Source organism: Candidatus Poriferisodalis sp. (genome assembly GCF_965203655.1).
Lineage (GTDB): Bacteria > Actinomycetota > Acidimicrobiia > Acidimicrobiales > Poriferisodalaceae > Poriferisodalis.
This window is the reverse complement of sequence record NZ_CBDBDD010000002.1, coordinates 141,723-157,500: the sequence shown is the minus strand read 5'-3', so window position 1 is coordinate 157,500 and position 15,778 is coordinate 141,723. Positions and strand designations below refer to the sequence as shown.

11 protein-coding genes and 2 rRNA genes (1 of these 13 running past the window's edge) are annotated in these 15,778 nt (G+C 67.0%); all 13 read left to right on the top strand.

Annotated features, from left to right (window positions below; all coding sequences use genetic code 11):
* Window positions 1-2,449 (top strand): 23S ribosomal RNA (locus ACOGW9_RS01135); it begins 634 nt to the left of the window's first position.
* Between the two features lie 78 nt (window positions 2,450-2,527).
* A 5S ribosomal RNA gene (gene rrf, locus ACOGW9_RS01130) occupies window positions 2,528-2,644 on the top strand.
* Window positions 2,645-2,958: 314 nt separating this feature from the next.
* Window positions 2,959-3,771 (top strand): hypothetical protein, encoded by an 813-nt coding sequence (locus ACOGW9_RS01125; protein ID WP_419907575.1) that lies wholly within the window; start codon window positions 2,959-2,961, stop codon window positions 3,769-3,771.
* Between the two features lie 180 nt (window positions 3,772-3,951).
* On the top strand, window positions 3,952-5,022 hold the full coding sequence (locus ACOGW9_RS01120; RefSeq protein WP_419907573.1) for a class I fructose-bisphosphate aldolase: 1,071 nt from the start codon (window positions 3,952-3,954) through the stop codon (window positions 5,020-5,022).
* Between the two features lie 97 nt (window positions 5,023-5,119).
* Complete coding sequence (locus ACOGW9_RS01115; RefSeq protein ID WP_419907571.1) at window positions 5,120-7,000, top strand: 2-oxoacid:acceptor oxidoreductase subunit alpha; 1,881 nt, start codon at window positions 5,120-5,122, stop codon at window positions 6,998-7,000.
* A gap of 43 nt (window positions 7,001-7,043) precedes the next feature.
* Window positions 7,044-8,063: a 2-oxoacid:ferredoxin oxidoreductase subunit beta gene (locus ACOGW9_RS01110; protein WP_419907569.1), complete on the top strand. Its 1,020-nt coding sequence runs from the start codon at window positions 7,044-7,046 to the stop codon at window positions 8,061-8,063.
* A gap of 64 nt (window positions 8,064-8,127) precedes the next feature.
* Complete coding sequence (locus ACOGW9_RS01105; protein WP_419907567.1) at window positions 8,128-8,967, top strand: TlyA family RNA methyltransferase; 840 nt, start codon at window positions 8,128-8,130, stop codon at window positions 8,965-8,967.
* Entirely contained in the window at window positions 8,964-9,836 is an 873-nt protein-coding gene (locus ACOGW9_RS01100) for an NAD(+)/NADH kinase (RefSeq protein WP_419907565.1), read from the top strand. Before ACOGW9_RS01105 ends, ACOGW9_RS01100 begins: the two co-directional genes overlap by 4 nt.
* 7 nt (window positions 9,837-9,843) lie before the next feature.
* Window positions 9,844-11,475, top strand: coding sequence for a DNA repair protein RecN (gene recN, locus ACOGW9_RS01095; protein WP_419907563.1), 1,632 nt, complete (start codon window positions 9,844-9,846; stop codon window positions 11,473-11,475).
* Entirely contained in the window at window positions 11,472-12,656 is a 1,185-nt protein-coding gene (gene steA / locus ACOGW9_RS01090) for a putative cytokinetic ring protein SteA (RefSeq protein WP_419907561.1), read from the top strand. Before recN ends, steA begins: the two co-directional genes overlap by 4 nt.
* On the top strand, window positions 12,657-13,718 hold the full coding sequence (locus ACOGW9_RS01085; RefSeq protein WP_419907559.1) for a copper transporter: 1,062 nt from the start codon (window positions 12,657-12,659) through the stop codon (window positions 13,716-13,718).
* Window positions 13,719-13,735: 17 nt separating this feature from the next.
* Window positions 13,736-14,599, top strand: coding sequence for a glycosyltransferase (locus ACOGW9_RS01080; protein WP_419907557.1), 864 nt, complete (start codon window positions 13,736-13,738; stop codon window positions 14,597-14,599).
* Between the two features lie 37 nt (window positions 14,600-14,636).
* Complete coding sequence (locus tag ACOGW9_RS01075; RefSeq protein WP_419907555.1) at window positions 14,637-15,755, top strand: hypothetical protein; 1,119 nt, start codon at window positions 14,637-14,639, stop codon at window positions 15,753-15,755.
* Window positions 15,756-15,778 lie beyond the last annotated feature (23 nt).

The following is a 15,778-nucleotide window of genomic DNA, read 5'->3' as shown; positions in this document are numbered from 1 at the left end:
ACATTCGTGTCCGTGCGCGACAGCGTGCCTTTTGAAGAATGAGCCAGCGAGTTATGGTGTGTGGCAAGGTTAACCAGCGATGGGGAGCCGGAGCGAAAGCGAGTCTGAATAGGGCGCATAGTCGCATGCTGTAGACCCGAAGCCGTGTGATCTATCCATGGGCAGGGTGAAGCGGAGGTAAGACTCCGTGGAGGCCCGAACCGACCTAGGTTGAAAACTGGGCGGATGACCTGTGGATAGGGGTGAAAGGCCAATCAAACACGGTGATATCTGGTTCTCCCCGAAATGCATTTTGGTGCAGCGTCGCACGTTCAGCCATGGAGGTAGAGCACTGATTGGGCTAGGGGGCCCACAAGCTTACCGACCCCAGTCAAACTCCGAATGCCATGGCTCCAGAGTGCGGCAGTGAGTCCACGGGGGATGAGCTTCGTTGGACGAAAGGGAAACAGCCCAGAGCGCCGGCTAAGGCCCCTAAGTGTGTATTAAGTGGCAAACGATGTGGGATTGCCCAGACAGCCAGGAGGTTGGCTTAGAAGCAGCCACCCTTGAAAGAGTGCGTAACAGCTCACTGGTCGAGTGGTCCTGCGCGGATAATGTAACGGGGCTAAATACACCGCCGAAGCCGCGCCTTTGAGTACGCCTGCGGGTGTGCTTGAGGGGTAGGGGAGCGTCGTGCCTGCTGCGAAGCCGGAGCGTGAGCGCCGGTGGAGCGGGTCCGAGTGAGAATGCTGGCATGAGTAGCGAGAGAGGGGTGCGAATCCCCTCCGCCGTAAGCCCAAGGGTTCCTGGGGAAGGCTGGTCCTCCCAGGGTTAGTCGGGAGCTAAGGCGAGGCCGAGAGGCGTAGTCGATGCACAACCGGTTGATATTCCGGTACCACCGCGTGCGCGCCCAGTCCAAAATGCGGTTGCTAAGGGGCTGTCCTCCCTTCGGGGAACGACGAACCGACCCACCGCACCGAGGACAGCAATGAGGGGACGCAGGAGGATAGGTGAACCCAGGCGATGGTAGACCTGGGGTAAGCGAGTAGGACGGGGACTAGGTAAGTCCGGGCCCCATGAAGTCTGAGACGCGACGCCGAGCCGCTACAGGCGAAGTCACTGATTCCATGCTGCCGAGAAAAGCCTCTAGCGAGCTCACGTGGTGCCCGTACCTAAACCAACACAGGTAGGCAGGTAGAGCATACTCAGGCGAACGGGAGAACTGTGGTTAAGGAACTCGGCAAATTGCATCCGTAACTTCGGGAGAAGGATGACCCTGCGATGGTGACAGCACTTGCTGCTTGAGCCGGAAAGGGTGGCACAAAATAGGGGAAAGCGACTGTTTACTAAAAACACAGCAGCGTGCGAAGTCGTAAGACCATGTATACGCTGTGACGCCTGCCCGGTGCCGGAAGGTTACGGGGAACGGTTAGCTCTTCGGAGCGAAGCTGTGAACCTAAGCCCCGGTAAACGGCGGCCGTAACTATAACGGTCCTAAGGTAGCGAAATTCCTTGTCGGGTAAGTTCCGACCTGCACGAATGGCGTAACGACTTTCCCACTGTCTCAACCACAGACCCGGCGAAATTGAAGTACGAGTAAAGATGCTCGTTGGCTACAGAAGGACGGAAAGACCCCGTGGACCTTTACTATAACTTGGTATTGGGTTGTGGCACGTGTTGTGTAGGATAGGTCGGAGACGAGGAAGCGTGTGCGCCAGCATGCGTGGAGTCACCCTTGAAATACGACCCTGCTCATGTCGGAACTCTAACCTAGGACCCTGATCGGGTTCGGGAACAGTGCCAGGCGGGTAGTTTGACTGGGGCGGTCGCCTCCCAAATGGTAACGGAGGCGCCCAAAGGTTCCCTCAGACTGGTTGGCAATCAGTCGTCGAGTGCAATGGCACAAGGGAGCTTGACTGTGAGACATACAGGTCGAGCAGGTGCGAAAGCAGGGCATAGTGATCCAGCGATTGCGTGTGGAAGCGTCGTTGCTCAACGGATAAAAGGTACCCCGGGGATAACAGGCTCATCTTCCCCAAGAGTCCATATCGACGGGAAGGTTTGGCACCTCGATGTCGGCTCATCGCATCCTGGGGCTGAAGCAGGTCCCAAGGGTTGGGCTGTTCGCCCATTAAAGCGGTACGCGAGCTGGGTTTAGAACGTCGTGAGACAGTTCGGTCCCTATCCTCTGTGGCTGTAGGAGATTTGAGGAAAGCTGTCCGTAGTACGAGAGGACCCGGATGGACGCAGCTCTCGTGTGCCAGTTGTTCCGCCAGGAGCACGGCTGGTTGGCGACCTGCGGAAGGGATAAGCGCTGAAAGCATCTAAGCGCGAAGCCCGTTCCAAGATGAGATCTCCCACTGGTACAACCAGGTAAGGCCCGTGGCAGATAACCACGTTGATAGGCCGGATGTGTAAGCGCAGCAATGTGTTCAGCAGACCGGTACTAATCGGCCGAGGGCTTGGTATCGATACTCAGCCTTGAAGAAGCGCACCCGAGCGTGTGCGCTGCTCGTGCATCGCGTGCAGGAGTCTGCACCGACAGATCTCCGGTGGTTATGGCGGCAGGGCCACACCCGTTCCCATTCCGAACACGGAAGTTAAGCCTGCCAGCGCCGATGGTACTTGGGGGCAATTCCCCTGGGAGAGTAGGTCGCCGCCGGAACCCTGAACCCCCGTCGTGTTTGCGGCGGGGGTTCTTCGCGCTTGTGGGCCTACCCTCGGGGGGTGACGCAGAACCGGCGCCCGCCTCGTAAACCGACGCATGGGCGACCCGATCGCGATCGTGGCCAGCGGCAGGATCGAAGCCGTCGTGGTCAGCCTGATCGCGGCCCCCGGGGCCGTTCTGATGGCGATGATCAACAGCGCCGCAATCGCGGTCGGCGGCCCCAGCAGCGCCGCCCGGACGCTCCGCGGCGACCCGATAAGCCCGTCGACGAGGTTGCGTCCCGGGCGGCTCGCCGCACCGACTGGGGCGGGGTGGCCCGCAAGGGCGCGTCGGTGCTGCGGCCGATCCCCGGCGCCGACCGGGGCGGCGCCTACGAGGCGAACGTGCCCGAACGCCACAGCCCGCGACCTCAGCCACCGCCGGCGCCCGAGCGCACCGGGCGTGCGCCGCAGGGCTCGTCGTCCCGCCGTCGCCCCACGGTGCGCCTCGAGGTCCCTCAGCTCGAACCGGTCGGCGTGCGCGGCATGCCCGCCCCAGAGCAGCGGCGGCTGGCGCAGCGGCTGCGCGAGGCCGGCGAGGACTTCCTCGCGGAGCGCTTCGGCGATGCCCTCGTCACGCTGCGGCCGCTGGCATCGCGATACGCGGCTATCGCCGAGGTGCAGGAGCTCTATGGGCTCACGCTCTACCGGCTCGGCCGATGGACTGCAGCCGCGAACCGGCTCGAGCAGTACGAGCAGCTGACGGGCGCGATCGACCAGCTGCCGGTGCTCGCGGACTGCTACCGGGCGCTCGGACGGCTCAACGAAGTGCACGACGCGTGGGATCGGCTGAGGCACGCCGACCCGGACGCCCAGACCATCACCGAGGGGCGGATCGTGGCGGCGGGCGCTCTCGCCGACGAAGGCCGGCCGCGTGATGCCATCCGCCTGCTGGAGGCCGGTCCGCTGCGTCCCAAACGACCCAAGGAGCACCACCTGCGGTTGTGGTACGCGCTTGCGGATCTGTACGACCGGGTGGGCGATCTGCAGCGGGCCCGACGCGGATTTGCCCGCATCCACACGGTCGAACCCGGATTCGTGGACGTGCAGGAACGGCTTGCCGCACTCGGCTTGGGGGCCGACTAGCGACGGTGGGAATCGGCGCCGCTGAGCACGCTGTGACGGTCAGCCACTCGCCGCAGGCGCGCGGATAGAGTGAAGCCGTCGATCGGCGAGCGCCGTTGGGGTGTACCGACCCTCCGTACCGTTCCCGAGAACCGGTGACGACCGATCGTGCGACACACGCTGCCAACATGACTGCCGACCGTGACGATTGAGATCGAGCGACTGCTGGGCGATCAGGCCTCCTATCTGCTGGACCACAAGTGCGAAGGCATCGGGCGCGACCTGCTGACCCTGCCCGGCCCCGAGTTCGTGACCGACGTCGTCGCCGGCACCGACCGCTCCCCGCAGGTCATGCGCAGCCTCCAATCGCTGTTCGACCACGGTCGCCTCGGCGGCAGCGGCTACGTCTCGATCCTGCCGGTGGACCAGGGCATCGAGCACTCGGGCGCGGCCTCGTTCGCCCCCAACCCGATCTACTTCGATCCGGCCTCGATCGTTGAGCTGGCCATCGAAGGGGGCTGCAACTCGGTGGCCACCACGTTCGGCGTGCTCGGCGCGGTGTCCCGGCGCTATGCCCATCGCATCCCGTTCATCGTCAAGCTCAATCACAACGAGCTGCTGACCTACCCGGCGAAGTACGACCAGATCATGTTCGGGTCGGTGGCACGGGCTCACGAACTCGGGGCGACCGGCGTCGGGGCGACGATCTACTTCGCCTCGCCCGAGAGCGGCCGCCAGATCACCGAGGTCGCCGCCGCATTCGAGGAAGCCCACCGGCTGGGCATGTTCACGGTGCTGTGGTGCTACCTGCGCAACTCGGCGATCAACCTCTCGGGCCAGGACGGGGGGGTCGACCACCACGTGGCTGCCGACGCCACTGCTCAGGCCAACCACCTCGGGGTGACGATCGAGGCCGACATCATCAAGCAGAAGCTGCCGGAGAACAACGGCGCATTCGTCTCGGTGCCCGGGTTCGGCAAGACCCACGCCGCCGTGTACGACCAGCTCACCAGCGAGCACCCCGTCGATCTGTGCCGCTGGCAGGTGGCCAATTGCTACATGGGACGCGTCGGGCTGATCAACTCTGGCGGGGCCAGCTCCGGAGCGACCGATCTGGCCGAAGCGGTCACGACGGCGGTCGTCAACAAGCGGGCCGGCGGCATCGGGCTCATATCGGGCCGCAAGGCATTCCAGCGGCCGATGGCCGAAGGCGTCGAGCTGCTCGGCGCCATCCAGAACGTCTACCTGGACCCGGCGGTGACCATCGCCTGAGGTGATTCTGAACCCGGCCGCATCGCAGCGGCCGCGGCTAGCGTGGTCGCTTGGAGCGGCCGCTTCCCCCTGTGCCGTACTTCTTCGAGGAGAGCCCGTGACCGACACCGCATCGCGCGAACTGCCGCTGCAGGAGATCGACGAGGTCATCATCCGTTTCGCCGGTGACTCCGGCGACGGCATGCAGTTGACAGGCGACCAGTTCACAAGCATCTCGGCGGCCCTCGGCAACGACCTGTCGACGCTGCCCGAGTTTCCCGCCGAGATCCGGGCGCCGCAAGGGACGCTGGCCGGCGTATCGGCGTTCCAAGTGCGGATCTCCGATTTCGACATCACCACGCCGGGCGATGCGCCGACCGTGCTCGTGGCCATGAACCCCGCAGCGCTCAAGGCCCAGCTGCACAACCTCGCCCAGGGTGGAGCGCTGATCGTCAATACCGATGCCTTCAACGAGCGCAACCTGGAGAAGGCCGGATACGCCACTAACCCGCTCGACGACGGCACCCTCGACGACTACCGGACCTATCCCGTGCCGATGAGTCAGATCACCCGCGACGCGGTGGCTGAGCACGGCGTGAAGCCGCGTGACGCGGAGCGGTCCAAGAACTTCTTCGCTCTCGGGCTGATCTCGTGGATGTACACCCGGCCCGTCGAGCCGACGCTCGAGTTCATCAACACCAAGTTCCGGGGCCGCACCCAAGTCATCGATGCCAACACGTCCGCGTTCAAGGCGGGCTACAACTTCGGCGAGACCGCCGAGATCTTCGAGGCGCACTACGAGGTGAAGCCGGCGCCGCTGGCTCCTGGCGAGTACACCAACGTGAACGGCAACACGGCCCTGGCCTGGGGCTGCATCGTTGCAGGCCAGCTCGCACGCCTGCCGATCTTCTTGGGCTCGTACCCCATCACCCCGGCCTCGGACATCCTGCACGAGATGTCGCTGAAGAAGAACTTCGGCGTACGCACCTTCCAGGCCGAGGACGAGATTGCCGCTGCGGCTTCCGCGGTCGGCGCGGCTTTCGGGGGTGCGCTGGCGTTCACCTCCACCTCGGGCCCCGGCTTGGCACTCAAGGGCGAGACGCTCAGCTTGGCCGTGAGCTTGGAGCTGCCGCTGGTGGTGCTCGACATCCAGCGCGGCGGACCGTCCACGGGCCTGCCCACCAAGCCCGAGCAGGCCGACCTGATGATGGCCATGTACGGACGGCACTCGGAGTCGCCGCTGCCGGTGGTCGCACCGCGCAGCCCGGCCGACTGCTTCGACATTGCGATCGAGGCGTGCCGCATCGCGCTGAAGTACCGGACGCCGGTGATCGTGCTCTCCGACGGCTACCTGGCCAACAGTTCCGAGCCGTGGCTGTTGCCCGATGTCAATTCGCTGCCCGATATCGGCGTCGATTTTGCCACCGGGTTCAACGGCACCAACGAAGACGGTGACGGCATCTTCCTGCCGTACCTGCGTGACCCCGAGACGCTGGCTCGACCGTGGGCGATCCCGGGCACGCCCGATCTGATGCACCGCGTCGGCGGCATCGAGAAAGAGGACGGCACCGGCAACATCTCCTACGAGCCCGAGAACCACCAGCTCATGGTCGACCTGCGGCAGGCCAAGGTCGACGGTGTCGACGTGCCCGACGTGGAAGTCGCCGGCGACGTCGACGCCGACTTGGCGGTGCTGGGCTGGGGCTCGACGTGGGGCGCCATCGACGCGGCCGCGGGACGGCTGCGCGAGGCCGGCTTCGAGGTGGCACACGTGCACCTGCGCCACCTGAATCCGCTGCCGGCCAACCTCGGCGACGTGCTGGGGCGCTACCGCGCCGTGGTGTGCCCCGAGATGAACAAGGGCCAGCTCTGCGACATCGTGCGTGCCAGGTACCTGATCGACGTCGAGCACATCGGCAAGATCGACGGCGTGCCGTTCACCACCGGCGAGGTGACCGACGCTGTCCACAAGCGACTCGAAGCACTGTCAACGGTATGAGCACCGCGACCCCGATCAAGAAACCCGAGAGGCAAACAGCACGATGACCGACACGTCCTTCACGCCGACGACACAGCCCGGCGACTGGGCCTCCGACCAGGAGGTGCGGTGGTGCCCCGGCTGCGGTGACTACTCGATCCTCACAGCGCTGAGGATGCTGATGCCGAGCCTCGGCACCGAGCCGCGCAACACCGTGTTCGTCTCCGGCATCGGCTGTGCCGCCCGCTTCCCGTACTACATGAACACCTACGGCGTTCACGGGATCCACGGCCGTGCGCCGGCTATCGCGACCGGTCTGGCGATGGCTCGCCCCGATCTCGACGTGTGGGTGATCGGCGGCGACGGCGACATGCTGTCCATCGGCGGCAACCACCTGATCCACGCCCTTCGGCGCAACGTCAAGATCAAGCTGCTGCTGTTCAACAACCAGATCTACGGCCTCACCAAGGGTCAGTTCAGCCCCACCAGCGAGATCGGCAAGGTCACCAAGAGCTCGCCGATGGGTTCGCTGGATGCCCCGTTCAACCCGCTGGCAGTGGCGCTCGGGGCCGAAGCCTCCTTCGTCGCCCGGACGCACGACATGGATCGCCAGCACATGATGGACACGTTCCAGCGGGCCCATGCCCACGATGGGGCGGCGTTCGTGGAGGTCTTCCAGAACTGCAACGTCTTCAACGACGGCGCGTTCGAGGGCGTCACCAAGAAGCAGAACCGCGACGCCAATCTCATCCCGCTGCGCGATGGCGAGCCCATCCGATTCGGGGCCGACGGCGAATTCGGGGTGATCGATGAGGCCGGCTGCGCTCGCGTCGTCCATACCGCCGACGTGAGCGACGACGAGCTGCTGGTTCATGACGAGTCCAAGCACGACCCCTCCACGGCCTTCATGCTGGCCCGACTGGCGCGCGGGCCGTTCGAGCCGACGCCGATCGGCGTGTTCCGTGCCGTGCGCCGCAGCGAGTACGCCATGGCCACCACGCGGCAGCTGGCAGCGGCCCAGCAGAAGCAGGGCGCTGCGGACATCGCGCAGATGCTGCGCTCACGCGGCACCTGGTTCGTCTGAGAATTATCTCCCTCCCACGAAAATCCCTGCGGCGGCAGCGGGGCTCGCTGGTACTTTCGGCTTTATGACCGCCGTGCGACGACGCCTCGACAGCGAACTCGTGCGCCGAGCCATGGCACCGACCCGGACCGCGGCGCAGGCCCTCATCTCCGGCGGCCGTGTGCTGGTCAGCGGTGCGGTCGCGCACAAGGCATCGCGGATGGTGGCGGCGTCCGAACCCGTTCACGTCAGCGGCGAGGGTGCCCGATTCGTGTCGCGCGGCGGCGAGAAGCTCGATGCGGCGCTGGATGCCTTCGAGATCGACGTTCGCGGCCGGCGGGCGCTCGATGCCGGTGCGAGCACCGGGGGATTCACCGATTGCCTGCTGCAGCGTGGAGCAACCGGCGTCGTGGCGGTCGATGTCGGTCGGGGACAGCTCGATGCCGGGCTGCGAGCGGACCCGAGAGTCACGGTGCGCGAGCGCTGCAACGTTCGCCATCTCGACGCTGATGACATCGGCGGCCCGGTCGACATCGTGACCGCCGATCTGTCGTTCATCTCGCTGCGAACGGTGATGGCACGCCTGGCTGGCTGCACCGCGCCCGGCGGCGATCTCGTGCTGCTGGTCAAGCCGCAGTTCGAAGCCGGCCGCCGCGAGGCGTCGCGTGGCAAGGGTGTCGTTCGCGATCCGGCGGTGTGGCGGCGCGTGCTGGCCGAAGTGGCAGCGTCGGCGTCCGAGTATGGGCTCGTGCCGGCGGGCGTCATCCCGTCGCCACTGCGTGGCGCTGCGGGCAATGTCGAGTATTTCCTGCATTGCCGGCGCACCGAGACTGCCGGCGCAGCCGATTTCGTGCTGCACAGCGCCATCGACGCAGCGGTGCAGCACGCTGAGGATCCCCGCATCGACGCCGGGAGCTCCCGATGAGCGCCGTGCTCGTCATCGCGCACGCCGAGCGCGACGAAGCATTGACCGCGTCGAAAGGGCTCGTGGACTGGCTCGAGAATGCGGGCCATACAGTCTCGATGGGGAGCGTCGAGGCGATGGCCATCGGTCGCGGCGATCTGGTCGCAGCCGAACCGATCCGCGCGGCCCCCGACCTGGCCGTGAGCGTCGGGGGCGACGGCACGATGCTGCGCTCGCTCGACCTGGTCGCCGCGGCGGGAGTGCCGGTGCTCGGGGTGAACGTCGGGCACCTCGGCTACCTGACCCCCTTCGAGCCGTCCGAGCTGGTCGAAGCGGTCGCGGCTGCGCTCGCGGGCTCGCTGGCGATCTCCGAGCGGATGATGGTCAGTGCGTCAGTGCGCAGAGCGCCCGGAGGCGACGCCGACGACGGCGATGATGCGGCGGCGTGGACGGGCCTGAACGAGGTCGTGCTCGAGAAGCGCGATCCGGGCCACACGGTGCGGCTGGAGGTGTGGCTCGACGGCGACATGTTCGCTACCTACGCGGCTGACGGCATCATCGTGTCCACCCCTACCGGGTCCACCGCGTACAGCCTGTCCGCAGGCGGAGCTGTGGTGGCTCCGACGCACTCTTCGCTGCAGGTCACGCCGGTTGCACCACACATGCTGTTCGACCGGTCGCTGCTGCTGCCTCCCGACACCGAGATCGGCATCCGGGTGATGAGCGAGCGGCCGGCGCTCGCGGCCGTGGACGGCCGATCCGCCACGATGCTGCAGACCGGCGACGAACTCGTGGTCACGCGTGCTCCCTACACCGCCCGGCTGGTGACCGCCGGCGGCGACAGCTTCCACCGCGTGCTGAAGCACAAGTTCGGCCTCAAGGATCGCTGAGCTGGCGATGCTGGCCGAGCTGGCCGTGCGCAATCTCGGCGTGATCTCCAGCGCCCGGCTGGTGCTCGGCGCTGGCATGACGGCGCTGACCGGCGAGACCGGCGCCGGCAAGACGCTCGTCGTGCAGGCGGTGCAGCTGCTCATGGGCGGCCGCGCAGATCCCGCGATGGTGCGCTCAGGGGCTGACGAAGCGGTGGTGGAGGGCAGGTTTGTCGGCCCCGACGGCAGCGAGCGGGTGCTGCGCCGTGTCATCCCGGCCGCAGGCCGCAGCCGCGCCTACCTCGACGGCACCATGGCATCGGCACCCGAGCTTGCCGAGCTCGGCATCGGGCTCGTCGATCTGCACGGCCAGCACCAGCACCAGTCGCTGCTGCGTCCGCGGACCCAACGCGAAGCCCTGGATCGCTGGGGCGGCGCCGACCTGCGCCCGCTGAGAGCTGCGCGAGACGATCTGCGCGCCCTGGTCGACAATCTCGAAGCGATCGGCGGCGATGTACGTGCCAGGGCACAGGAGATGGACCTGCTGAGGTATCAGGTGGACGAGATCTCCGCCGCGCAACTGGACGACCCCGGCGAGCTCGAACAGATCGCCGAGCGGGAAGATCTCCTCGCAGACGCCACAGCCCACCTCGCCGACGGCCACGCTGCACGTCAAGCGCTGTCGGGTGACGACGGTGCCATCGACAAGCTGGGCAGTGCCGCGGCTGCCCTGGCCGGGCGCCCGGCATTCGCGCCCACCAGCGAACGGCTTGCCGCGGCGGCTGCGGAGCTGGACGACACGGTCGCACAGCTGCGCGGCGTGCTCGACATCATCGAGGACGATCCGCAGGCGCTGGCCGAGGTGCGGGCGCGGCACCAGATGCTGCGCGAGCTGACGCGCAAGTACGGCGACACGCTCGGCGAAGTGGCAGCGTTCGGAACTCGTGCCGCAGAACGCCTCTCGCAACTCCAGCGCCATGCTGAGCTTGCCTCCGAGCTGGAGGCAGGAATCGCTGCGGCGCAGCGCCGCGTCGACGACGAGGCCCGCGCAGTGGCTGCGGCTCGCCAGGCGGCAGCTCCCGGCCTAGCCGCCGCAGTGACCGGGCACCTGGCGTCGCTGGCGCTGGCCGGCGGGACGCTGGAAGTCCGGGTCACCGGCGATCCGCCGTGCGACGGCGTCGAGCTGCTCTTCAGCGCCAACCGGGGCTCGCCACCCGGAGCGATGTCGAAGGTGGCCTCCGGCGGAGAGCTGGCGCGAGTGATGCTGGCGCTGCGGCTGGTCCTCACGGCCGGTCCGCCCACGCTGGTGTTCGACGAAGTGGACGCCGGTATCGGCGGCGAGGCTGCCTTGGCAGTCGGTCAGGCGCTCACCTCGTTGGCCGAGCGCCACCAGGTCCTGGTGGTGACACATCTCCCGCAGGTCGCGGCGTTCGCTCACCACCATGTCGCCGTGCGCAAGTCTGATGACGGTGTGTCGGTGGCTTCCGATCTGGTTGCGGTGAACGGGACGGACCGCGTAACCGAACTGGCGCGGATGCTCGCAGGTCAGCCGTCGTGGGACAGCGGTCGCCAGCACGCGAGCGATCTGCTCCGCAGTGCCGAGGCGTCCCGGCCGCGCCCCCGAGATGGGCAGCCAGCGGCCAGCAGTCCAGTCCCGTGAGCACGACCCGGCGGCGAGTGAATCCGTCACGCCGTCACCTGCGTCGCCGCCGGAACAGCCGTCATGCGGGAGTGGCAGGACGGTGTCGGGTGGATCGCCGCACCAAGAACCTGCTGCCGCGTCTCGAACGCGGCGAGATCGCCGTCATTCACCACTCGGATCTGGATCGGGTTGCCGCGGACGGACTGCTTGCAGCGGGGGCTGCAGCGGTGGTCAACGCCGTGCCGACGATGAGCGGCAGGTATCCGGCGCTGGGCGGGCTCACGCTCGCTCAAGCCGGGGTGCCCGTGCTCGACGACGTCGGCGAAGATGCGTTCGAATCACTGCGCGATGGTGACGAGATCGCCGTGACGGACGGCGAGGTGCTGCGTGAGGGTGAGCTCATCGGTACCGGCTACCGCCGAGATGCCGAGTACTTCGAACGAGTCCTGGAATCGGCGCGTGTGGCAGTGCGCAGCGAGCTTGGCAGCTTCGCCCGCAACACGCTGGAGTACTTGGACCAAGAGCCGCAGATCCTCACCGACGAGCTGGAGGTCCCCCCGCTGCGCCACCAGCTGCGTCGCCGGCACGTGCTGGTGGTAGTGCGCGGCATCGACTATCGGGAGGATCTCGCGGCGCTGCGGCGCTCGGGCTACATGGCCGACATGCGACCCGTGATCATCGGCGTGGACGGAGGCGCCGATGCGCTGCTCGACGCAGGTCTCACACCTCAGATCATCATCGGTGACTTCGACTCGGTCTCGCCGCGAGCGTTGAACTGCGGCGCGCAGCTGATCGTGCACGGCTACCCCTCCGGAGGCGTGCCGGGAGCCCGCAGACTCGACGACGCAGGCCTCGACTACGACGTCATCGCGGCACCTGGCACCAGCGAGGACCTCGCGCTGCGGCTGGCGTTCGAGCAGCGAGCCGAACAGATCGTGGAGGTCGGGTCGCACACGTCGATGGTCGATTTCTTCGACAAGGGCCGCAGCGGCATGGCTTCGACGTTCCTCACGCGGATGCAGGTCTCCTCAGCGCTGGTGGATGCCAAGGGCGTGAGCCGGCTGTACCGAACACAGGTGCGCAAGCGCGACATGGCGATGCTCATCGTGTCGGCCCTCCTCACGATCGGAGTGATCGCGGCGGTGACCGAACCGGGCCGGCTGCTGCTGCGCACACTGTGGATCAACATGGGTTTCTGAGTGATCAATCTCCGCTACCACATCGTGTCCATCGCGGCGGTGTTCCTGGCATTGGCGATCGGCCTGGCGCTGGGCTCGACGTTCGTGGACTCGGTGCTCGTGAGCAACCTGGAATCGCGCGTGGACCAGCTCCAAGCCGATACCCAGGAGGCGATCGACCGGTCCGCTGAAGCTGAGGCAGCTCGTGACGAAGCTGTGGCAGCTCGGGATGAGGCGCTTGCGAGCGTCGAAGACGCACGCTCGGAGCGGTTCGAGGTGGAAGACCTCGTGCGGCCGTATCTCCCGCAGGGGCGCCTCAGCGGCACCACGACGCTGATCGTCGCGCCCGAGATCGTCGACCCCGCCGCAGTGGCCGCCGTCCGCAGCCGGATCGCCGAGACCGATGCGCAGCTCGGCGGGGTGCTCTGGCTCAGCGACGACCTGCGCCTCGACGACGCGTCGGTGCGCAACCAGATCGCCGACGCGTTCTCGTTGGCCGGCAACAGCCGCGCTGCGGTGCAGCGATCTCTGCGGTTCCTGGTGCCGCAGGCGCTGTTCCGGCCTGACGAGGCAGGATCCGGCGCAGTTCGCGACATCGATATCGACGCCATCACCGATTCCGGTGCCCTCGACGGCTTCTCGCGAGGATTCTCGTCGGTGCCGCGGACGCGCACTGCGCTCACCGTGCTGCGGGATCTGGAGCTGGTCACTCATGACGGCACCGGCGCCGTGGCGCTGCACCTGCTCGGCGGGGAGCAATTGCGGCTCGTGGTGATCACCGATGCCGCCGCTGCAGGCCTGAATCAGGCATTCGTGTTCGATCTGCTGCGTGCAATCGCAGATGATGGGCACGCTGGCAGCGCAGTCATCGTCGAGGTCCCCACCGGCGGCGCGGCGACGGCCGCATACGGCTCGGTGGTCGCCGGAGTCCGGTCCGATCCGCTGCTGTGGGAGTCGTTCTCGACCATCGACCGGGTGGACACGTTCTCGGGCGACCTGGCGTTGCTGGTTGCGCTGGAGGAGCTGCCTGCGGTCACTCACTTCTCAGCGGCCGCTCCCGATCACGGACTGGGCCCGCCATGACGCATGCGGTAGCGATCGTGCCTGCATACAACCGGGCCGACACCGTCGGTGCCACGGTCACGGCACTGCGCACAGTGCACGATGTGCTCGATGTCATCGTCGTGGACGACGGCTCCGCAGACCACACCGCAGCCGCCGCCGCAGCCGCGGGAGCCCGGGTCGTCGAGTTTGCCCGCAACCGCGGCAAGGGAGCCGCGGTAGCAGCGGGAGTCGTAGCATCGGGTGCCCCCGAGGCGTACCTGCTGATCGACGCTGACGTGGGCGACAGCGCATCGCTTGCAGGCGAATTGCTGGAGCCGGTAGCGCAAGGCCAGGCGGACATGGCGGTCGCCGTGTTGGGACCTCCGAGCCGGCCCAGCGGATTCGGTTTCGTGAAGGCGTTTGCGGCTCACGTCGTTCGCGCCCAGACAGGACTGACGCTGGCCGAGCCGCTGTCCGGCCAGCGTGCGGTGCGGGGATCGCTGCTGCGATCTGTCGAACTGGCCGGGCGCTTCGGCCTCGAGATCGGGTTGACGCTCGACGCTGCGGCACGCGGTGCCACCATCAGCGAGATCGAAGTCGCGTTCTCGCACATGCCCAGCGGCCGCGACGTCAGAGGGATCTCCCACCGGGCCCGGATCGGCCGCGATGTCTACCGGGCGGTGGTGTCTCGCATCGGCGGCCCGAGAACGCTCGTGCATATGGTGGCCTCGCTGGGCAGCCGAGTGCGGGTCCGAGGCCGACGGCTGCGTGCGGTTCGCCTCCCGTCGCTGCGGCATGCCGCGTCGCGGCTGCCGCTGGCGCGATGGCGGCGTCGAGCTTCACGACTCAGTGCTGGGTTGCCGAAGCGGCTGCGGTCCCTGCGGGGGCCACGACGTCGCCAGCCGTCGGACGAATCGTGACATTCCACCACTCCTCCTGCACCGCAAACGCGCAGCGATGACCGCAGGGCCGTTGTTGGGCCTCATCTCGGGCAGATTGACCGCGGCGGCGGTGCTGATCGCTGCCTTCGGCGGATCGCTGCTGGTGTCCGCCGGGCTCTGGCACTGGCTCGGCCCGCGCATGAACCAGGACCGCTGGATCCGGCCGAATTACCGCGGACAGCCGATTGTTGCGGTCTCGGGACTCGTCCTGCTCGCTGCCAGCGCCATCGTCGTCGCGATCACGACGGGCGTCATCGCGTCGTTGCCAGAGGGCGATCTTGAGTGGGCGGCATACGTGCCGGATCAGCTGGCGCTAGTTGCCCGCTCGCCTGATTCGGCGACCATTGCGGGTGGCATCGCTGCGCTGGTGCTGCTCGTGGGATTCGGGTGGCTCGGCTATCGCGACGACACCCGCGCAACGCCAGACGGTCATCATGCCGCCAGCGGATTCGCTGGACACGTTCGCCGCAGCCTGCGCCAGCGAGCACTCACGACCGGAATGGTGAAGGCACTCGGCGGCGGTTGCGTGGCCTTGGTGGGAGTCCAGATCGCCCAGTGGGGCGATCCGGCCAAGGCCCGGTACTTCGCAGGCACGAATCCCGGCGATTGGTTCGATCCGGTTCCGCACCTCCTGGGCTTGGGCGCCGATCCCGATGCGATGTGGAGCCTTGCGGCGCTTGTGCGTGGCGCTGTCATTGTGGCGCTCGCGGCCAACCTGTTGAACCTGCTCGACCGGGCACCGGGGCGCGCGACGAAGGCCGCGGCGGCGTGGTGGCTCGTCGGGCTCGTTCCAGCGGTGCTCCTTGCGACGGGCGCAACCCGTCCCTTCGACCTGGGACCAGAAGCTGCCAACTGGGCCGTATGGTCAGCGGCAGCAGCGGGCGCCGCGATCGGGCTGTTGAGAAGCGAGTTCGCTGAACTGCACATGCAGGGCGACACCGGTGTCAACCCGCTCGGTGCCCTGTTGGCCATGGCCACTGTCGCGACCTACCCGCCAACCGTCGAATGGGTGGTGCTCGGCTTGCTGGCGGTGCTCAACGTGGCCAGCGAACGCTGGTCGTTCAGCCGGATCATCGACGCAGTTCCGCCGCTTCGTTGGCTGGACCGGCTCGGCTCGCCGTACCGGGACTACTAGACGAGAACAGTTATGCCCGCTGC